Source organism: Plectonema radiosum NIES-515 (assembly GCF_025753815.1).
Taxonomy (GTDB): domain Bacteria; phylum Cyanobacteriota; class Cyanobacteriia; order Cyanobacteriales; family Nostocaceae; genus Hassallia; species Hassallia radiosum_A.
This window is the reverse complement of sequence record NZ_JAOWRF010000405.1, coordinates 24,365-43,744: the sequence shown is the minus strand read 5'-3', so window position 1 is coordinate 43,744 and position 19,380 is coordinate 24,365. Positions and strand designations below refer to the sequence as shown.

The following is a 19,380-nucleotide window of genomic DNA, read 5'->3' as shown; positions in this document are numbered from 1 at the left end:
GTGCTGCACCCCACCCAAAAATCAAGAACTAATTAATTTCTCAGTTTATCAGGTTCATAATCTAAGATATTAATTGTTTTATTTTCTAGTATTTCTCCATCAGTAGCTAACAATTCTCCACCTATTTGTTTAAATCCAAAATAAGTGTAAAAGCTGAGTGATGCGAATACAACAAAGAATCCTGCCATAACCATTAAAAAACCAATTCCACGTCCTTCACCAGTTTCAAGCAACCGTCCCACAGTGTTCGCAAGTAGTCCATCAGGAGATAGCATTGGTTCTAAAAGTTTGTCCGCTAGTGGACTAGCACTAAGATTACCTAAAGACAATCCTAAGCCTGCCACAGTATAGAACAATGAAAGAACACGTCCTTGAAGTTTCGGGTGTACGCTAGTTTGCCAAATTGTAAAGTTAGTACCTAGAATAATCGGCAAGGTAAAAAACGAAAGAGTAATCCCAAAAGTTATTGTAGGGATAAAAGGTTTCATGCCAGCAATTATCAAACCTATTCCATTGACAACAGAAAACAGAAACAGAGTAGAAATGGATTTTTTTCCTCCTCCCCAGATACTCATAAAAAAACTGCCAGCAACCATACCACATCCAGCGACTGCCATAACATTACCAAATGTTGTAGCAGAAGAAAATGATAATATTAGAGGATCAATCAAGACAGTGGTCATCCCACTAATAAAAAAATGAATTGTCATGAATGCCAGTAATAGCACCAAAAAAGGGCGAGATGAAATATTTTCCCAGCCTGCAATAATTTCATCAATAATTGTTGTAATTCGTTTTTCAGATTTAGTGCTGCTTTCCGGTTGAGGAATTTTGATAAAGAGTAGTGTGAACAAGGCAATGACATAGGTAGAAAAATCTATCAGCAGCAAGCTCTGAAGTTGTAATTTGGCAATAAGTATACCTGCTAAAATTGGCGTTGTCAGTTGTGCTACTGCTGTGCTGAACTGAGTCAACCCGTTGGCTCTCCCAATTTGATTGCTCTTAATCATCATGGGTATGGCTGCTGATTTAGCAGTCATTTGAAAAGAACCACACAATGAAGTTAAAAATGCAGTAACATAAGTATGCCAAAGTTGCAGATTATGAGTTATTAGCAATAAAGCCAGTGTTAGTGTTATTATAGCCGCAAGTATATCACTAATAATAATTGTCCACCGCCGATTCCAGCGATCTACTAATGCACCGACTAAGGGAGTGATTAAGACACCGGGTAATGTAGTGAAAAATATTACTAAACTTAGTTGTGTTACAGCATGAGTGTTTTGATAGACCCAAATACTCAAGCCAAATCCTGTCAGACGAGTGCCAATTTCTGACAAAGACTGACCAAACCAGAAGAGAAGAAAATTCCTAAGTTCACGAGTTACTTCAATTAATTGATTGATTGGTTTCATATCTTCAAAGCGCTCTTCAAAATCTTGGGTATTTGTGCTAGCGATCGCCGTCCGTTAGCAGTAAACAATTGGCTAATAGGTGGCTGAGACCAAAAAATTACCGAAATATTTAGCTTCTTATTTAAATTTTCCAGTGAGTATACTTGATGCCACCAAAAAACCGTAAGAAATAAAATTTAACCAGCTTCGATAATACAGTCAAAAAATTTAGCTTTGGGAAAGATGAACTCGATGAAGTTGATTTTTTGTCTCCATTTAGCAAATCCATTATCTAAATTGCCAGTGAATAGACTGTTTTGGGAAACACTAATATCAACTTGTGTATTGCCGACGACGGTCTTCAGATAATCAGTTGTCCACAAATAGAGCGCATTCCAACTCATTGCCCCAGTGATAATGACGGGTTTTCTAAAAGAGAGAAAATTCCGTTGAAATACTTCTCTCGTCGGTTGTTCAATCCGTTCAATTTGCCTCACTGTGGTTAAGTCATTTTTTGTCATAAAATATTTTTAATTTTAATTTTTTGGAATTAGTCAGACTAAGTTAATAATACGCTTATAAAGATTCAGCGTCCCTACAGCATGGATATCAAAATCATCAAAGGGAATCGCTGCTGCAACGTCGTGGGTGGGTTGTGTTTCTGTATGGGCGATCGCATCAGGTCTAATATCGATTAAGTTTAGTATACCTGAGCGATCGCCTACATCTATCTGGTGATGGACAAAATCTTTAATTTGAGTTTCTAAGGGTTTTTGTTGAGAGCGAGTATCTCCTTGAGAGCCAAAGAAAATTGCTCTTTGATTATTATCGCTTTCCGTGAATTGCCCAACCTTGATTGATTGGCAAAATATAGGCAAACTTCGCAACCAATTAATCCTGACCATCCTGTTAGATCGAGGAGTGCATGATTAATTATAATACCCATTTAACCTCAACCTCACCCCCATCAGCTCTCCTTTTTAAGGAGAGCTGATGGGGAGCCACGTCAAAGGTGCGGGGGTGGAGGAGTTTGAGCAAGGTGGCGTGGTGAGGTAGTTTTTTGACACCTAATTAACCAGACATGATATTATATCATGATAGGCTGATAACCCATAATATTATGTCCGTTTAATTGACATTAATAAAAAAATCCCAAATCCTTGTAGAGACGTAGCAATGCGACTTTAGATCATATGTAATAAGCGCGGACGTGATATAATATGTCCGCCTTCACTCATTAGGGGAAAGGGGAAAGAATTTGGATTCGGGAATTGTGACCTCCCTCCAAATAAAACCTCCTTTATGAGGGGGCTTTAAACCCCTACAAGGGGTAAAGCTCGCTCCCACGAAGTTTCTGTCCGGCAGACTTGACGTCATATAAGAAAAAAAGTTTATGCGTTTTTAAATAACTTTTTCACATGCACCCCTTTTTTCATGAACCCCTTTCACCCAAACAGATTGGTGAGTGGAACGAGGCAAGCGAATTGCGTTTTTGAGATTGCTTCGCGACCATGGCAATGAGGGTTATTTAAACGAACTTGATATTACAAGTAATTTCTTCATCTTATTTGCCCTTTTCTTGGAGCAGTCTGGCTTTTTCTTCTGGTGTCATCTGTTTTAAGCGTAAAAATGCTTTGGCTATCTTCAGAGTGCGTCCTTCTAAAGTTTCTCGCTTCACTAGAAGTTGTGCCATTTTCTCAGCAGACAACCGCAATAGAATTAGGATTTTTTGCTGCTTGTTCGGCGAAAATTTCATGCACCCATTCATTAGGTTGCCAAGACGATTCTTCCTCAAAGAAAATTTCCTCAATGGGGGTAGAGGAACAAAAGCAACTTCGAGATTTTCCCGTTTAGTTTCCGGTGCGGGAAGCTCTTTGCCATCAATTTTGCCGTTGGGTGTTAAGGGACGCAGACTTGGCAGATTCAGCGCTTCCCCGCCAAAAATGATGTAGCGTAGGGAAGTTATATCATTTGCCCTTGGGTCGGAGTCCTCATTCGATATTTTCCCCTGAAAAACTCTGCGACCCTTTGCGTCAGCCTTTGCGCTTCTCTGCGTTTCAAAAATAGATAATTCCGATGCTAACGGATTTAATATTACCCCACCCCTACCCGTTTCTGCGGCTAATAGACATCTTTAGAAAAATACTAATACCGCTCTGTGACTGAATTTCACTCTTGCGATCGCCAATTGCAAACGTCAGCCAGTCTTAGAGGATGTTTTTAAAGGTAAAGAAATCGGCACTTTAGCGATCGCCTGTTGGTAAGCTTGGTGTAAATCTGCAATCAGAATCCGCCAAGATACGCCGTCTACAACTAAATGATGTCCGAAGAGATACAAAACGTTTCCGTATTCACTCAGGTTTTTGGCATACAAAAGCCGCAACAATGGGGCATGAGCAAGTTGGAAAGACCCATGTTCTTCTTCGACAATTGCTGTTAAAGCATGTTCTTGCGATGAAAGCTGTTAAAGCATGTTCTTGCGATGAAAGCGGATAGTTGCTAAAGTCTTCGATTCGCAAAGAGGGACTTTCCAGAGTCCCAGCAGAAAATTGCTCCCAGTTGCCCTGATTTTCGCAGAATCCCAAGCGAAAGACATCATGATGAGCAACCAAAGCGTTTAATGCAACCAAGAGCGCATTGATGTTCAACGGTTCGCTTAAACTAACTGCTACTGCTTGGTTCCAATAATGTGGATGCGGCAAATTTTGGGCAAAAAACCAATGCTGAATCGGAGCAAGGGAAACGTTTCCAGTTAACGGTTGGAGTTCAGACGCAAGCGATCGCGTCTCTACCAAACCTAATGGACAAGGGGGACAAGGGGACAAGGGGACAAGGGGGAATTACCAATTAGCAATTCCCCATTACCCATTTTCAAGGCAAATTTATTTTAGTGACTATTAACTTTGTTAACTTTGCTGAGATTTTGACTCGTTAGATGCAGTTGATTCTGTCTTCTGTGACTGCTTTTCTTCCATTGGTTGCAGTTGCTGGAGATGAATGTTATTCACTTGAACAATAAACTGTTCTATTGCCTGACTTGCCTTTTGTTGCCGTTCAGTTTCGTCAGATACATCATAGCAACGATAAGACGGAGTTACTCCTAATATAAACTTCTCTTGTTCAGCCTCTAACAATTCAATGGCTGTGTTAGCAGCAAGCGAATTCTTCTGAAAAGGAAAGGAGGTAACTATACTGGCAACTATAGAAGCAATAGCCGGACAGATTACGGGGAGCCACTTGAGCCAAGCTTGTCCGGCTTCCAATTTGTCTACCAAAACTAAAATTGGTGTGACTCCTGATAAAATAACAGTTGCAATTTGCAAAACATAGTAAAGGTTTCTCGATAGATTGCGAGTTTTTTTATAATCGTCAATCATATCTTGGCAATACTGTAAAGCCTTTGCCCTTGCTGGAATGAAGGTATTTTTTTCCAAGGAGTTATTATTGGTCAATAGAGAAGTATATAGTTCAGCTTTTTGGGCAATACCATACTGGTTAGCGGCATTCTTAGATTCTTCAAATGCTTGTTTGTTGATGAGTAACAAAAAAATCGAAATAGTCAGAGAAATTGCTCCAGCAATTACAGCACTTTTATTATCTGACAAAAAAATAACAATTATGCCAGAGCAGATAATAGCAGCTAGTAATAAATACTCAAGCGCCTTCAAGGTAAATAAGATTTTTTGACCTGATGAAGAGTATGAGTTTTCTCCCGTAGAGGAATTTCCTCTCTGGTTTTTCTGATCAACAGTAGTTATTTCAGAAGTAGTCATTACCTTTTACTCAATTTGTTAACGGTTGAAATGCTCGCCTCTATTAATAAAGGCGTATATATATGATATCGACATTTCAAAAATCCGCGTCCTGAGTATTATATTATAAGAATATCTGTCAAGATAAATATTATTTATCAATTATACTTATGTCTCCGTTATTTGCCAGTTTACCTTCCAGTTGAGCGAAAAATTCTAGAGGGTAACACAAATAATTGCTATCAATTTTGCCATGTATTCATTCATCTCGAACTTATAAAACAGCAAATTCACAATTAAACTATTGAAAATAAGTCCAAAAAAACAAATTAGGTTGAACTTGAAAAAACGCTGCAACCGCTGAGTGCCTAATTTTTGCTGAACAGACATATTACGAAAAGTCCATACATCATTCCAGAAAAAATAATTTGATTAAAAAATGCGGTTTAGATGCAGTTTTTCTGAAAATTCCGCTAATCAATCAATCAATTACTAATTTGCTAATAACAAAGGACTTAATAGTATTAACTGTTTCAAAATTCTCTGGTAAGACTTCTTCTGGGTTTATCGTTAAATTAAACTTTTATTCAAGAAAGGCTTGTAGTTGTAAGATGCTCATTGAATCTAATATTCTACTCTGGAGCCGGAGCAAATCTTTCGACAAAACTACTTTCATAATTACGCATTGTACATAGCTAAAAACTTTGTCTATAACTTCTTCTGTATAGAACTTCGTAATTGTTTGCCCAGTAGTAACCAGAGCTTTAATTCCGCAATTTTCAATCATAAAAGCTACTCGCTGGACAGGAGTATAGGAATCCATAGGGACGTAAGCCGCACCAGCTTTCAGGATGCCGTAAATGGCTACGACTTCCTCAATTGATGGGTCTAAGCAAATACCCACGCGATCGCCACGAATTACACCGTTGCTTTTGAGGACGTAGGCTAGCCGATTTGAAAGTTCATCTAGCTCCCGATAAGTAATGCTGCTGTTTTTATCGATTACAGCTTCATTATCTGGGTAATTCTTGGCGCAGACTTCTAAAAGCTGGTGCAGTAGATAGGGTATAATTTTTCTTCATCTATCTTTGTAATTGAACTTGTTTCTCTGCCCATAAAAAATTCATAACTCTGTCCACAAATAGTTTAAGAAAGAAGTGGTAGTCGATATCATTGAATCAGGCACTTATATCCAAGCTTTTTGATTGACTCAAAAGTGAATATTTCAGATAAAGTAGCTTTGCGGAAATTTTTCTGTAATCATCATGATAGGTTTCCGATTAGAAAAAACACGGTAAGTACGAAAAAGCAATTGGTCTTTTGGTTCCGTATCTAGAAAATAAGCAGACAGTTCATTAACAGGTTCTTTGCCGGAATCAATAATCTCTTTAAAAGTTTCCAATCGGAATTTTAACCAAAGATGACCTATCGGTGTTTGAGATTTCAATAATCCATTTTTGAAATCTTCATCTAGTCTTCCAAGAACAATTTTTGATTCGGCATAAAGGTAATTTTTTTTACTATTTTTTCCTTGTAAAAATATTCTTCTATCAATGATTTCGCTACCGGCTTCTAACTCTAATATCGGAATCTCTTTGGTAGTAACTTCTACTTTTTCGGAAACCTTTAAGACTTCAATATGTTCTAATAAATACGCTTCTAATATGTCTGTCAAGGTTCCATCGGTGATCAAGATAATTCTTTGTAAATAGCTAAGATTAGACAAATCTATATGATTGTGTTTTAACGTTTTCTGCAAATCGTTTTTCATTTGGTTCGCTTCAATTTATATTTTTGGCATTGCTATGTAGCTTGAAATACTTTGGAGATTTTAGATTAAAAAAGATTTTGTCTCACTTTTATGGATTTTAATAGACATCTCCAAAAATTAAATATGTCTTATCTAAAACCTTTCTAGAGACGTAGCACAGAATAGTCTCTACATTCTTTTTCACACCTATGTCTAATCACCATTTTTTTTCTTAGCAACCACGACCATATCATTCAAATACATCTTCTTTAACATTTCATTTTGATTGACTTGGTGTTCAAGTTCTAATATCTCCGCAACACTCTCTATTGGTTTGATTGGTCGATAGAGACGGGCTTGAATTTGCGGGACTTCGATATATGTGCCGACTTGCATGGTTTTATGAGTATAAAACTCAGAATGGTATGCCTCCCATTGCTTGATGGTAAATAGCGGTGAAGTTGGAAGTTGATAAGATTTTGATTGAGATTTAAACTCATCTCCAAATGTCTCTTGCAATGTGGGATTAAACGGGTTGGCAAGAAGGGTTGGGAACAGATCAAATGGCATGTATCGAATCCCCAACCCTGCGGAATGTCCATTTTTACAAATATCGAAAAATTCTTCCCGTGTAATCAGAATAAGTTGATTATTAAACTCTTTATCGTCACGGAAGTGATAGAGAATGGGAGACTTGCAAGCAAATATCACTAAAGAGCCGTTTGGTTTCAGAAAGTTATAAAAAGCAGCAATACTTTCTTGGATAACGTCCAAAGAAATATGTTCATAAATGTGTGAACAAACGATCAAATCAAAAGTCCCATATTGCGATATTGCTTTGCTTTGCATTACATCATTGAGCAGATGGACTTTCTCACTTTTTAGTGGTGATGAATTGATTTCTTGGAGCAAAAGATCGTATTCATCGGTTTGTAGAAAGTCATTATACTGTAATAATTTTTTTAGTAGTTCTTCGTCTTCCTTGATTAGACACTTGGCTACCACTGAAGCGTGCAAAAATCTCTTGATATCTGGTTCAACCAAGACAATCTTTTTAGCTGACCAGAGACGAGGAAGTAGTCTTCCTAGTCCACATCCAGCATCAAGAATAACTCCATCATCGGTGATCAAATCCTGAACGTTATTAACCCAGACTTCTTCATCTCTAGCTTTCCAAGCTTCATCAGCCAGAGATGCAACCCCTTTTGAAAAATTTGTTTCGTAGGTAGTAGCAGTAATTTTATTCATTTAAAGATACCTCAATGGTGTTGAAACAGAATCTAAATTGAGAAGCTTTAGTCAATACTTAGTATAGAACCGACGGGTACACCACTATATCGATTCGACCAACCAGGTGATGTTTGTCCGCACTACCTTGGCAGGAATGCCTATGGCAAGTGCATTAGATGGAACTTTTTTAGTAATAATTGATCTCGGACCAATCACCGTATCAGAACCGATGTCCGCACCTTTTAACACCATCACCTCGCGGGTGATCCAAACGCGATCGCCTATTTCGATACTCTCATCAGGGTTAATGCGATCGCCTTCCGCATTCAAAATCGAATGGCTATCTGTTGTACGGATCTCAGTCGAATCAGCTATCATACACCTCTCACCAATTTTGATTCGTTTTCCTCCATGTGCAAGCAGACGCACATTCTCGGAAATCTCTGTTCGACTGCCGAGTATAATTTCATTACCATTACCCGACATTTCCATAAACCCATTGATATCGCAATTTTTCCCGATGGAAAGTAGATTGTCGTTCCCATGAATGACAATTTTGAGATTGCGAAGCTTTGTCCCACTTGCAATGATAATGCGGTTGTTAGTTCCTTTAATATCGATCCGTCGATTAACCCCCACTTTGTCATACCACTGACGCTTGCTTTGCCGCCAATTCATAAATTCACTAAAACTCTTATTCATGGTTGTATTAATATCCTTCATCCCACATTGTCAAGGATACATGATTGCCATTAACAACGCAATCGCTTTCAATCTCTAGGCTATTACCGCTGCCTTTGATCACAATGTCGTAATTCAATATCCTTGCATTTTCCGCAATATTCAGATTGTTATCGACTCCTTGAATTGCGATTCTTGTTCTTAATATATATCCCGCGCAGTGGAAGACAGATTCTTTTGCAACCTCAATTTTGTTCGACCAGTGATAGTAATTTTTCATCCTATCCAGAAAAACTTGCAATTTTGAATTCATGCTTACTTTTACCCTTTTGTTAGAATTTTATCTAGATAAGTCGGCGAGAAAATTCAATGTATGTGAATAATTTTAAATTCGAGGTACATAAAACCTCACCCCTTCCCCTCTCCTTATAAAGGAGAGGGGTGTCCGGAAACGGACGGGGTGAGGTTCTGTATTGTATCCAAGTGCAACCCGTTATAGTGTTCACAATTTTTCAACTTTGTCGAATTGCCACAAACCTCCAGGTGGCGGATTAAGTACTTTAATTACTTTGAAGTGATAGCTTTTATCCTGCTCCAGTTGATGAAATAGACTGCTATTATTTTGCATAAAGAAAATCTGGTTATATTCATTAGAAATCGGCAGCAGTTCACTATCTGCTATTGGCAGTAGGCGAACTTTTGGTAAATAATGACGACTTAAGGTTAGAATTCCTCCTAAATTAACAGGAGAGTCATTAATTACCAGTAAAGCTTTCTCTGATTTACTGATAACTTGAGATGTTTCTTTGATAAATTGACTTTCTGATTGCGTCCACCAATTCTCAGCTTGAAAAAACGTGACATCAGAAACCAACCCGGCGATTAATAATCCCGTTATCATAAATTGACCGATTTTTTGCCGCCAAGTCTGTTCTTGGAAAATATAGAAAGCTAAAACATAAGCTACAAGAATTTCTAGGCTGAGATATAAAGGCAACTGGTAGCGAACTTGAAGGGAGCGACTTCCTCCAAAAAGCAGGTCATATATCACTAACAATAGACTAGGAAATCCTCCCAATAAAAACATTAATAAACTTGTTTTATTTTGAACAAATTTTACGAAAAATAATATCAAGTAAACAATCAAAAATAAACTGAATATTAATGCAGTAATACTATAAAATAAATCACCTTCCACAGCCAAACTATTAAACGCAAATATATCTGAAGTTAAATTAAGATCGAAAAATGTTCGGGTAACTCGAATCAGAAAAATAGCGATTAGCTCGAAAGGATTATCTATTCTTTTTATTGCCCACCCTGAAGTTAGCTCTAGTGCTGTGCGAATGTGGGTGATGAGCACAATCAGCCAGGGTGAAAGCATTAAGAAGGCAGCAATCGTACCAAGTAAATAATTGAGGAAGGTTTTGGTAAAGCGAAACTGTTGTTGAATAACTACATAAATCCCATGAGCTATCATTACTAAAACTGTGAATAAATGGGTGTATAATCCTAAGGCTAAGGTGAGGGTATACACAGCCCAATTTACTTTATTTTCTTGTCTGATAGCTCGTAATAAAGCAGCACTCGAACCTAAAATTTCTACCATCCACAAACTGTATTGACGTGCTTCTTGAGCAAAGAAGAGATGCAAGGGAGAAACGGCAATTAATGCCATCGCAACCCACCCCACAACTGGTGACTCAAACAACTCTAAACACAGCCAATACACGCTGGGAAATATCAACAGACTGATGAGTGCTGATAAACTCCTCACCCCGGTAGGCGAATCTCCAAATACTTGCGCCCACAATCTGACCATTACATAATACAATGGGGGATGCTGTGGGTCTGAGGTGATTAAGTAATTGACTGTATCAGCCACACCATGCTCTGGATTAATGTGTTGATATTTGTCGAAGGTGGTAATAGGAATTGTGCCTTGATGATGAGAAACTTCCTGTCTTAGCTCGGCTACCGTGTGCCCAGAAATTGCTACGGATGTCCAAGATTCATCACAGCAGTATATTTTTTGCCCTAGATGGGCAAAGCGAAAGAAAATGCCTAACCCGATGATGATTATTACTAAGATTTTTAACCAAGTTGGGGGATTTGATGAAGCTAGTAATTGCGGCTTATCCATTTATTGCACCTGATTGCTAGCTATAGAAGTAAGTTTTTCACACAGCTTAGAAGCAATCATTTTTCCTGCCAGTTCATGTCCCACGGCATTCCAATGCCCTCCACAGAGACCAGTCTTGGCAAATCCGCTTACGCAAACTTTATTCTGATCGGCATAAGCCTGAAAAGGTTCTCCCAGATTAAGCACACTGAACCCGGATTTCTCACCCAAATCTGTAATCCGCTTCTCTGGATAAAACAAATCAGTCACACCAAATGCTTGCATATATTGTTGGCGCACTGAAGGATCGGGATAAACTGGAGCAAACCCGCTCAAGGTAACAACTGTAAAATCTGCTCCCTTGGCAATTACCTCATGGTGCATTAAGCTAATTAATCCCTCTGTGACTTGCCACGCTTGCTGCCAGTCAGGGTCAGTAGGTTGTTTGTAGACATCGTGACCCCAAGATAAAAGTTTAACCCGTTCTTCGACACCAATTGACTGCAAGTCCCTGACTGTCGATTTTTTGACCGTAGGAAGACCCCTAAAATCAGTTCGTAGCTGGTTAAAAAGCTGTAAAATCCGCAAGTGACTTTTTATTTTGGCATAATTTTTGTTCCACCATGAATTCTTTGAGCGATCGTTCTCTGTGGTATCAAAGACTAGATTACCGTTCTTCATGATAAAATACGGTCTGAGTGAAAATAATTGATCAAACTCCAGTTTCTGGCTCAGACTATGGGAGTTGTCAATAACATCGTTTAAAGTTAAAAAAGCCAGCAATACTATATCAGGTGAATAGTTCCAGACTTTCTCCCGTAGGGTAATTAGTTCTTGGGCTGTTCCATAACCACTAATCCCAAAGTTAATCACTTCTACCTTCTGCCCAGCCAAAGTTGGGCAAGTACTTAATTCGCGTTCCGTTATTGCCCCAAAACCTTGTGAGAATGGCACTTGTAAAGCCTCTACCATCGAGTCTCCCAGCAGCGCTATTCTGAGGGTATTTTCTGGTTTAACTTTGGTGTGTTTTCCATCGCGAAAGCCATCAGAGTTAAACTGGGCATAGGATTCACCTTCAGTGCGATACCACCCAGAAACATTCGGTTGCCCTACCCAACCTCTATGTTCATCAACAACATAAAATGCCGGGTATTCAATCCCCGCAATGCGTAAGCCAATTTCTATGATTCCCAAACCAACAAGCAACCCGGTGAGAATTAATACTGCTGTTAACGCTACGGTTGCCCAGCGATTCAATTTAGTCATCTGGCTCCTCAAAATAGCGTGTAAATAAATGGTGCGATCGCTGAAGATTGAGCGAAGACAATCAACGCACCCAAGGATACCAGAGTGATAATCAGGGGAATCAACAAGTAGTTTTGCCGCTCTTTGACAAATCCACCCAGGTCTTTAAGAAAATCCACAGTGTCTTTTAGCATTAGAATGTTTTCTCCATACTTTCTTTAGTTCTTAGCTGACTCAATTGACGATAACTAGGCAAGTTTGCCTCAAACCGCTGCATCATTGGGTCTCGATTCCACAACCGACGGATCAGTCCCATTGGGGTAAGCATTGCATAAAATAAAACCCCTAAAATAATTCGTGTTTGTATCCAGCCTAAAACCAGTCCAATCCTCATCCAGATTTGGTAAACAACATTTAAAGTCGCTGGTGCAACTATTGCCCAAACCCAGAGTACGAGAGCGATGATCCACGGCACAATTGACAGCGAATGATGGCGTAATATTGGTAATACAAAACCGAATACAACCGCTACAATGGCACCACCAATGAGTCCAAATTCACGCAAACCTTTTTTATCAAGTTCTATTATCTCGTGCATAGGTGAATTTTTCGCCAGCTAATCTAATTCAAATTCTGTTTTCCACGACTCATCAAAATTGCCTTTTGGTTGTTCTGATTTGGCTAACAATAAATTCTCAATCACCAAATAGTCCATCTCCGTTCTCATAAAACATCGATAGGCATCTTCTGGAGTACAAACAATGGGTTCACCACGCACATTAAAGGAAGTATTCACGAGTACCGCACAGCCAGTTTGAGCCTCAAAATGACGAATTAATTCGTAGTAGCGAGAATTAGTTTCTTTGTGAACAGTTTGAATGCGAGCAGAGTAATCGACGTGTGTTACCGCTGGAATTTGGGAACGAGGAATGTTCAATTTGTCAATCCCAAATAGTTGCTCCTGCTCCTGGGTCATTTTAATATGGAGTTTTTCTTTGACTGGCGCTACCAACAGCATATAGGGGCTAGGACGGTCAATGTCAAAGTAGTCCGAGACTCTTTCGGCTAACACCGAAGGGGCAAATGGACGGAAGGACTCGCGATATTTAATTTTCAGGTTCATGACCGATTGCATTTTGGGACTGCGGGGATCGCCAATAATAGAACGTCCTCCCAAAGCACGCGGTCCAAACTCCATCCGTCCAGAGAACCAACCGACGACGTTACCATGTTCTAAAATTTCTGCTAGACGAGGCATGAGTTCGCGATCGTCGAGTTGCTGGTAACGGGCATCAAGGGTGTTGAGAGACTCAATAATCTCTGCGGTGGTAAAGCTTGGACCGAGATAACTACCCTTCATGCGATCGCCCTTGGCGGCTCCTTTAGGAGCATCGCCTGTTCCTGGGGTGCGTGGTTTTTCGTGGTACTGATGCCAAATAGCTAAGGCTGCTCCTACCGCACCACCAGCGTCTCCGGCTGCCGGTTGAATCCAAATATCTTTGAACTCGCTTTCTCTGACAATCCTTCCATTGGCTACGCAGTTGAGGGCGACACCACCAGCTAAACATAAATAGTCTACATTCAGCTCTTTTTTGACAGTTTTTGCCAAACGCAGTACTACTTCTTCCGTGACCTTTTGGATGGAACTTGCCAGATCCATGTCTTTTTGAGTAAGATTTCCTTCTCCTTGGCGTGGTGGACCTCCAAACAAAGCATGGAATTTTTGGTTGGTCATGGTTAACCCCACACTGTAGTTAAAGTAGTCCATGTTCAACCGAAAAGTGCCATCTTCTTTGAGATCCAATAGATGGTTGAGAATTTGGTCTACATATTTGGGTTCGCCGTAAGGAGCTAAACCCATGAGTTTGTACTCACCGGAGTTAACTTTGAACCCGATGTAGTAGGTGAAGGCAGAATACAGCAGACCGAGGGAGTGGGGAAAATCAATCTCCCATTGGGGTGTGAGTTGATGTCCCAATCCTAGCCAGACGGAAGTGGTTGCCCACTCTCCTACCCCATCTAAGCACAAAACGGCAGCCCGCTCGAAAGGGCTGGGAAAAAAGGCAGAAGCCGCATGGGCTTGGTGATGTTCGGTAAATAATACAGGGGGCAATTGGGAAGTTTTGCACTCTGCGAGTTTTGCCAGTTCTTTTCTTAAGAGTGTCTTGAGGTAAAGCTTTTCTTTGAGCCAGATGGGCATGGCTGTGATAAACGAGCTTAATCCCTTTGGCGCATAGGCTAAATAAGTTTCCAGCAGACGCTCAAATTTGACTAATGGTTTGTCGTAAAAAACAATTTGATCGATATCTTGTAAGGTGGTGGCTGCCTCTTTTAAACAGTAAGCGATCGCCCCAATGGGAAATTTCGCATCGTGTTTTTTCCTAGAAAAACGTTCTTCCTGGGCTGCGGCAACAATTTCACCATCAACAACTAAAGCGGCGGCGCTATCGTGATAGTAGGCTGAAATTCCGAGAATCTGCATTTTCACAAATCATGGGTAATTGACACCTGCTCAAATGATCAGTAGTTCGGCGTAAATAATTATCGCCCTTGTTAAGGCAGCGCGTGCTGGGGCAAAAAGGATTTGAGCCTTGTTTACTTTTCTTCACACAGTTTCGTTTTATTGTGCCGACTTACTTAACAATTTTTTTTGGCAACCACGACTATATCATTCAAATACATCTTCTTTAACGTCTCATTTTGATTGACTTGCTGTTCAAGGTCTAATATCTCAGCAACACTCTGGATTGGTTTGATTGGTAGATATAAACGGGCTTGAATTTGCGGGACTTCGATATATGTACCGACCTGCATGTTTTCATGAGTATAAAATTCAGAATGATATGCCTCCCATTGCTTGATGGTAAATAGGGGTGTAGCCGGAAGTTGATAAAATTCTGATTGAGATTTAAACTCATCTCCAAAAGTCTCTTGCAATGTCGGATTAAACGGATTGGCAAGGAGACTTTGCAACATATCAAAGGGCATGTATCGAATTCCTAACCCTTTGGAATGCCCATTTTTACAAATATCGAAAAATTCTTCTCGTGTAATCAGAGTATATCCTTGAGCAAACTCTTTTGTGGCACCTAAGTGATAGAGAATGGCAGACTTACAAGCAAATATCACTAAAGAGCCGTTCGGTTTCAGAAAGTTATAAAAAGCAGCAAGACTCTCTTGGATAATGTCCAAAGAAATATGTTCCCAAATGTGCGAACAAACGATCAAATCAAAAGTCTCATATTGCGATATTGCTTTGCTTTGCATTACATCATTGAGGAGATGGACTTTCTCACTTTTTAGTGGTGATGAATTGATTTCTTGGAGCAAGCGATCGTATTCATCGGTTTGTACAAAGCCATCATCCTGTAATTTTTCTAGTAGCTCTTGGTCTTCGTTGATTAGACACTTGGCTACCACTGAAGCGTGTAAGAATCTCTTGCGATCTGGTTCAACCATAACAATCTTTTTAGCTGACCAAAAACGAGGAAGTAATCTTCCTAGTCCACATCCAGCATCAAGAATGACTGTATCAGGTGTAATCAAATCCTGAATGTTGTTAGTCCAGACTTCTTTATCTCTAGCTTTCCAAGCTTCATGAACCACATCTGTAACCCTCTGGTATGGGTCAACTGTGTCGTAGACTGTAGCAGTGATTTTCTTCATTTAAAGATACCTCAGAACTGAATGGAGCATAAATCAAGGAGATTAGCCCTGTCAAGCTATTAGTGTTCCAAAATTCAAGGTGGGGTTATATAAGCTGTTTAAATATTTGAAAATTTTTCAAATATTTAAACAGCGTTGCTAAGACAATCGTCAGAAAAAACACTAATAAAACTTGAGCATTAGTTGAAAATGGAAAAATTTTAATCACCAATAGGTACAAAAAGCCATGTAAGCAATTTTTGCTCATAGTTTTCTGAAAATATTGCCCGGTAATGCTTCCAAACAATAATTAAGTTTGGTTTTCACACTAAATATACTATTAAAGCGGGCGCGTAAATAAACCACTCATTCAAAATCGACAAAAAGTCTGCCCTATAAGCTTTTTTACTTTTTACTTTTGAATGCATGACTTCTGCCTTGCGATACTAGAACATTCCAAATCTCAGAGAAAGATAACTTTTATACCTCATCAGAGAATTTAGTATTTTGTCAACCCCCCTTGGGCTGCTAGTTTATACTTATTCATCAAACATAAGTTATGGTTATAGTTTTTTACATAATATTCAGAAAATAAAAATTGATTATGTATCTAAAATTATTTAATGTATGTATCGCACCCTGGAACAAATAGCTCATTAGACATCTATGAAATTAAAAAATGTCGTAGAGACGTAGCACTTGGTAGTATCTACCTGTATTTGATTAGAGCGCAATCTGCAAATATGTAGCAATCAAAAAAGCTCATAGCTAACAGAAGTTTTTGACTTCGTAGTTATCGTGAAAGAAGCGATAAACATCAACTATGAAACGTGAAACCCTAGCAGAATTAGTTGCTCGTACTGTAATTGAGTTTGAGAAACGCGAGGCACTGCTACAAAAAAAACAAGTTCCAATACAACAACAAAAATAGGACAAACCTAAACCCCGCAAGTCGAAAGCTGCGTAGTAAACAAGGCAAAAGTAAAAAGTAAAAATAAAGAAAACTTATGCTGCAACTTTTTTACCTTTAAGATGGTAGCTTTATTTACGCCAAAGTATACTAGCTTAATATAAATGCAGCAATTTTACCGCAATGACTTTGTTACCATCTACCGTTATTTTTCTTATACATCCTTTAAGTAAAGCTTGTTTATCTTGCGGTTCTAGACTTTGCCAATACCTCTGGTTTGAAAATGCGAAAACAATCCGTTCTTTGGCAATTAGGTATTGTTTGGAGGTTTCGCTTGTGGTAGCGATGCCTGCGGCGGGCAATGCCAACGCATCCGCAATCTGGCTCAAAATATCTTCCTTCGCTTTTTCAATCGCTGGATTTGATGGTAAAGCATCGAGGGTATTCAAAGATGCTCGCAGGGTTTTAACTTCTGCGGGTTCTTCTGTAACCTGAACTTCTTGCTCTACTAGTGCTGCTAACCTTTCAGATTCCCGTACCAACCATTCGATGACTTGCTTTTCTAGTTCATCATTAGAAATCATCCGCTTGTTCTGGCAAGCTCCAGTGCGGTAAAAACTGCATTGGTAATGATGGCGAATTAATCCGGTGCGTTTTACCAATTTCTTCGATTGGCGACTGTAAGCAGCCCCACAATGAGCGCATTTAACTAGATTAGCAAATACGTTGGTGTATTTTTGTTCGTTTGCCCAGCGATTATTGCGATTTTCGCGAATCATCCTTTTTACCCGCTCGTGTTCCTCACGGGTAATAATAATTTCATCGTGAGTTTCCCAGGCAACTTTCCACTCATCAAAGGGCTTGCGATGCCCACCGCTGTACTGCACTGTATCATATGCTGTTCCCCCTGCATAGATGGGATTTACCAGCTGCGATCGCAAACCAGAAATTGACCATTTCAATCCCGTGTGCGGATAACGCAGATTTAGTCCAGAACCACGAGTTTTATTAATATTTTCAATGGCTATTTCTTCGATTTCTCCAAGTACATTATTTCTGTTATTTTTTGATTTGGAAACTGCCTGAGCCTGAATTCCAAAAATATCATGCAATTGTCTAGCAGTCTCTGACACTGTACCCACACTAAAAAAAATATCAAATACAAATCGCGCCAATTGGGAAACATTCATTTCTGACTTATTCGCAATTAAGCAAATGCACGGACGATTATCTTTGACGTACTTCTGTCCATCTGTTATGTACCCTAATGGTGCGTTCCAGTGGGGCTTTTTATTCGTCTTGCGAGTTTCGCGTTCCTTTTTTACCCGCATCGCTAACATTTTCACCTCATACTTCGCTGCTGCTAACCGCACATCAATTGTTAATTCTCCACCAATACTCGACATCTCAAACGGCTCATCAATTGCTGTCGGTTGAATACCCTTTTTCTTTAAAGCATCCATCAACCGATAAAACATTATTGATGACGACGTTAAACGGTCGATGCGGATAAATAACAACTTTGAGACTTTACCAAATGCCTTAGCGTCCACATCCTCAATTAACTGCAAAAGACCTTTGCGCTTATCGCTAGTACGACTCTCGACATCGTAATATATTTTCGTGGCTCCAGCACTCCGCAAACGACGCATCTGTTTAATTAACGCTCCTTCATCCTCCGCTTGTTCGTCAGTCGATACCCTCGCATAAGCCCAAACTTCCATATACCGCACCTCACAGCAATATCTAAATATTACCTGATAGTGAGCACATGCGGTCTCTGCTGTTCACCGAACCCGTAGACTTGCTCATCGGTAACTCCTACGGTAAGTACCTGTGGCGCGATTGCAAAGTTCCCCTGGTTCGCATCGGCTATCCCATCATGGATCGTCACCACATGCACCGTTACGCCACCGTCGGTTATCAAGGTGTGATCAACTTGCTCAGTTGGGTTGTTAATACCGTGTTCGAGGACATCGATCAGAACACCAACATTCCTTCTAAAACTGATATTTCTTACGACTTAATTCGTTAGAAATTTCATCTTCGCGTGCCACAAAAGGAAAAGGAGTAAGGTGACTGGGTAGTGGGTAGTGGGAGCGTAGTTAGTGGATAAATGTTGATTGTTAACCGTCAACGAGCAAATAACAATTAACAACTAACCACTATCCACTATCCACTAACAACTCCCCAGCACCTACTTTTCCTTTTTCCTTTTAACTATTTCTTGAGGTTTCTATTATGAAATCTATAACTCCCGCTCACGAACACAATCACAGTCACACTCATCCCCACCCTAACTTACGTCCACCCAAGTATAAGAAACCTGGCTCATTTGATATTTTATATCCTTTGCGCCGACTGGTGGATAACGCTGAAGTTAAAAATGCTCGCATCGCTCATTTAATCTGCCAAATCATTCCTTGCGGTTGCCCCTTTGAGCGAAGCATAAACTTATTTGGACGGACTTTACACATCCCGCCACTGTGCAAACTTAATCCCTTATACGATGAGTTTATCGGATTGCGTTTCCGTGCCTTATCTTATCTTACTGATGTTTGTGGCGAAGATGTCACAAAATATATTTGTTAATAGTTGAAGAGACGTTCCGCCGGAACGTCTGTACGGAAGTTAAGAGTTAGTTGTTTTTG

Annotated in this window: 21 protein-coding genes and 1 pseudogene; 2 read left to right on the top strand and 20 right to left on the bottom strand. The window is 39.6% G+C overall.

From position 1 onward, the window contains the following. Positions 1-32 precede the first annotated feature (32 nt). The 20 genes and pseudogenes from OGM63_RS28400 to xisF all read right to left on the bottom strand — a co-directional run bounded on the left by OGM63_RS28400 (position 33) and on the right by xisF (position 18,453). The gene (locus OGM63_RS28400) at positions 33-1,415 is read right to left on the bottom strand and encodes an MFS transporter (protein WP_263749087.1); all 1,383 of its coding nucleotides are present in this window, start codon (positions 1,413-1,415) and stop codon (positions 33-35) included. A gap of 176 nt (positions 1,416-1,591) precedes the next feature. Continuing rightward, positions 1,592-1,915, bottom strand: a complete 324-nt coding sequence (locus OGM63_RS28395; protein ID WP_263749086.1) for a cupin domain-containing protein — start codon at positions 1,913-1,915, stop codon at positions 1,592-1,594. Between the two features lie 33 nt (positions 1,916-1,948). Further along, positions 1,949-2,299 (bottom strand): Rossmann-fold NAD(P)-binding domain-containing protein, encoded by a 351-nt coding sequence (locus OGM63_RS28390; RefSeq protein WP_263749085.1) that lies wholly within the window; start codon positions 2,297-2,299, stop codon positions 1,949-1,951. 659 nt (positions 2,300-2,958) lie between these two features. Then, positions 2,959-3,150 (bottom strand): hypothetical protein, encoded by a 192-nt coding sequence (locus OGM63_RS28385; RefSeq protein WP_263749083.1) that lies wholly within the window; start codon positions 3,148-3,150, stop codon positions 2,959-2,961. Positions 3,151-3,591: 441 nt separating this feature from the next. Then, positions 3,592-3,825 carry a condensation domain-containing protein gene (locus OGM63_RS28380; protein ID WP_263749132.1) on the bottom strand — a complete coding sequence of 78 codons (234 nt, stop codon included), beginning with the start codon at positions 3,823-3,825 and terminating at the stop codon, positions 3,592-3,594. Beyond that, a complete protein-coding gene (locus OGM63_RS28375; protein WP_263749082.1) occupies positions 3,746-4,219 on the bottom strand; it encodes a condensation domain-containing protein in 474 nt (157 codons plus the stop codon). Before OGM63_RS28375 ends, OGM63_RS28380 begins: the two co-directional genes overlap by 80 nt. A gap of 81 nt (positions 4,220-4,300) precedes the next feature. Beyond that, the gene (locus OGM63_RS28370; RefSeq protein WP_263749081.1) at positions 4,301-5,167 is read right to left on the bottom strand and encodes a DUF4231 domain-containing protein; all 867 of its coding nucleotides are present in this window, start codon (positions 5,165-5,167) and stop codon (positions 4,301-4,303) included. Between the two features lie 195 nt (positions 5,168-5,362). After that, positions 5,363-5,560 (bottom strand): annotated as a pseudogene (locus OGM63_RS30000) (GtrA family protein); the annotation flags it as partial. Between the two features lie 169 nt (positions 5,561-5,729). Next, positions 5,730-6,203, bottom strand: a complete 474-nt coding sequence (locus OGM63_RS28365) for an AMP-binding protein (RefSeq protein WP_263749131.1) — start codon at positions 6,201-6,203, stop codon at positions 5,730-5,732. 168 nt (positions 6,204-6,371) lie between these two features. Continuing rightward, entirely contained in the window at positions 6,372-6,917 is a 546-nt protein-coding gene (locus tag OGM63_RS28360) for a chorismate--pyruvate lyase family protein (protein WP_263749080.1), read from the bottom strand. A 192-nt stretch (positions 6,918-7,109) separates the two neighbouring features. Then, a complete protein-coding gene (locus OGM63_RS28355; RefSeq protein WP_263749079.1) occupies positions 7,110-8,144 on the bottom strand; it encodes a class I SAM-dependent methyltransferase in 1,035 nt (344 codons plus the stop codon). Positions 8,145-8,228: 84 nt separating this feature from the next. Further along, entirely contained in the window at positions 8,229-8,828 is a 600-nt protein-coding gene (locus OGM63_RS28350; RefSeq protein ID WP_263749078.1) for an acyltransferase, read from the bottom strand. A 7-nt stretch (positions 8,829-8,835) separates the two neighbouring features. After that, complete coding sequence (locus tag OGM63_RS28345; protein ID WP_263749077.1) at positions 8,836-9,120, bottom strand: hypothetical protein; 285 nt, start codon at positions 9,118-9,120, stop codon at positions 8,836-8,838. A gap of 189 nt (positions 9,121-9,309) precedes the next feature. Continuing rightward, positions 9,310-10,950 carry a glycosyltransferase family 39 protein gene (locus tag OGM63_RS28340; protein WP_263749076.1) on the bottom strand — a complete coding sequence of 547 codons (1,641 nt, stop codon included), beginning with the start codon at positions 10,948-10,950 and terminating at the stop codon, positions 9,310-9,312. Further along, positions 10,951-12,195 (bottom strand): SGNH/GDSL hydrolase family protein, encoded by a 1,245-nt coding sequence (locus OGM63_RS28335; protein ID WP_263749075.1) that lies wholly within the window; start codon positions 12,193-12,195, stop codon positions 10,951-10,953. Positions 12,196-12,203: 8 nt separating this feature from the next. Beyond that, positions 12,204-12,368, bottom strand: coding sequence for a DUF5989 family protein (locus tag OGM63_RS28330; protein WP_263749074.1), 165 nt, complete (start codon positions 12,366-12,368; stop codon positions 12,204-12,206). After that, entirely contained in the window at positions 12,368-12,772 is a 405-nt protein-coding gene (locus tag OGM63_RS28325; protein WP_263749073.1) for an SxtJ family membrane protein, read from the bottom strand. The genes OGM63_RS28330 and OGM63_RS28325 overlap by 1 nt, the downstream gene beginning before the upstream one ends. Before the next feature lie 18 nt (positions 12,773-12,790). Then, positions 12,791-14,656 (bottom strand): carbamoyltransferase family protein, encoded by a 1,866-nt coding sequence (locus tag OGM63_RS28320; RefSeq protein WP_263749072.1) that lies wholly within the window; start codon positions 14,654-14,656, stop codon positions 12,791-12,793. 155 nt (positions 14,657-14,811) lie between these two features. Beyond that, complete coding sequence (locus OGM63_RS28315; protein ID WP_263749071.1) at positions 14,812-15,840, bottom strand: class I SAM-dependent methyltransferase; 1,029 nt, start codon at positions 15,838-15,840, stop codon at positions 14,812-14,814. 1,044 nt (positions 15,841-16,884) lie between these two features. Beyond that, positions 16,885-18,453: a fdxN element excision recombinase XisF gene (gene xisF, locus OGM63_RS28310; RefSeq protein ID WP_263749069.1), complete on the bottom strand. Its 1,569-nt coding sequence runs from the start codon at positions 18,451-18,453 to the stop codon at positions 16,885-16,887. A gap of 47 nt (positions 18,454-18,500) precedes the next feature. Between xisF and OGM63_RS28305 the strand changes: the two genes are divergently transcribed. Together OGM63_RS28305 and OGM63_RS28300 are read left to right on the top strand one after the other, a co-directional pair. Further along, a complete protein-coding gene (locus OGM63_RS28305; protein ID WP_375340534.1) occupies positions 18,501-18,764 on the top strand; it encodes a nitrogenase component 1 in 264 nt (87 codons plus the stop codon). 206 nt (positions 18,765-18,970) lie between these two features. After that, positions 18,971-19,321, top strand: a complete 351-nt coding sequence (locus OGM63_RS28300) for a Mo-dependent nitrogenase C-terminal domain-containing protein (protein ID WP_263749068.1) — start codon at positions 18,971-18,973, stop codon at positions 19,319-19,321. Positions 19,322-19,380 lie beyond the last annotated feature (59 nt).

Bases quoted from the DNA above. Each gene is read 5' to 3' on its own strand.
- OGM63_RS28340 (WP_263749076.1), bottom strand. From the start codon at position 10,950: ATGGATAAGCCGCAATTACTAGCTTCATCAAATCCCCCAACTTGGTTA.
- OGM63_RS28330 (WP_263749074.1), bottom strand. From the start codon at position 12,368: ATGCTAAAAGACACTGTGGATTTTCTTAAAGACCTGGGTGGATTTGTC.
- OGM63_RS28385 (WP_263749083.1), bottom strand. From the start codon at position 3,150: ATGAAATTTTCGCCGAACAAGCAGCAAAAAATCCTAATTCTATTGCGG.
- OGM63_RS28345 (WP_263749077.1), bottom strand. From the start codon at position 9,120: ATGAATTCAAAATTGCAAGTTTTTCTGGATAGGATGAAAAATTACTAT.
- OGM63_RS28335 (WP_263749075.1), bottom strand. From the start codon at position 12,195: ATGACTAAATTGAATCGCTGGGCAACCGTAGCGTTAACAGCAGTATTA.
- OGM63_RS28355 (WP_263749079.1), bottom strand. From the start codon at position 8,144: ATGAATAAAATTACTGCTACTACCTACGAAACAAATTTTTCAAAAGGG.
- OGM63_RS28300 (WP_263749068.1), top strand. From the start codon at position 18,971: ATGAAATCTATAACTCCCGCTCACGAACACAATCACAGTCACACTCAT.
- OGM63_RS28315 (WP_263749071.1), bottom strand. From the start codon at position 15,840: ATGAAGAAAATCACTGCTACAGTCTACGACACAGTTGACCCATACCAG.
- OGM63_RS28395 (WP_263749086.1), bottom strand. From the start codon at position 1,915: ATGACAAAAAATGACTTAACCACAGTGAGGCAAATTGAACGGATTGAA.
- OGM63_RS28360 (WP_263749080.1), bottom strand. From the start codon at position 6,917: ATGAAAAACGATTTGCAGAAAACGTTAAAACACAATCATATAGATTTG.
- OGM63_RS28320 (WP_263749072.1), bottom strand. From the start codon at position 14,656: ATGCAGATTCTCGGAATTTCAGCCTACTATCACGATAGCGCCGCCGCT.
- OGM63_RS28390 (WP_263749085.1), bottom strand. From the start codon at position 2,299: ATGGTCAGGATTAATTGGTTGCGAAGTTTGCCTATATTTTGCCAATCA.
- xisF (WP_263749069.1), bottom strand. From the start codon at position 18,453: ATGGAAGTTTGGGCTTATGCGAGGGTATCGACTGACGAACAAGCGGAG.
- OGM63_RS28400 (WP_263749087.1), bottom strand. From the start codon at position 1,415: ATGAAACCAATCAATCAATTAATTGAAGTAACTCGTGAACTTAGGAAT.
- OGM63_RS28350 (WP_263749078.1), bottom strand. From the start codon at position 8,828: ATGAATAAGAGTTTTAGTGAATTTATGAATTGGCGGCAAAGCAAGCGT.
- OGM63_RS28305 (WP_375340534.1), top strand. From the start codon at position 18,501: ATGCGGTCTCTGCTGTTCACCGAACCCGTAGACTTGCTCATCGGTAAC.
- OGM63_RS28370 (WP_263749081.1), bottom strand. From the start codon at position 5,167: ATGACTACTTCTGAAATAACTACTGTTGATCAGAAAAACCAGAGAGGA.
- OGM63_RS28325 (WP_263749073.1), bottom strand. From the start codon at position 12,772: ATGCACGAGATAATAGAACTTGATAAAAAAGGTTTGCGTGAATTTGGA.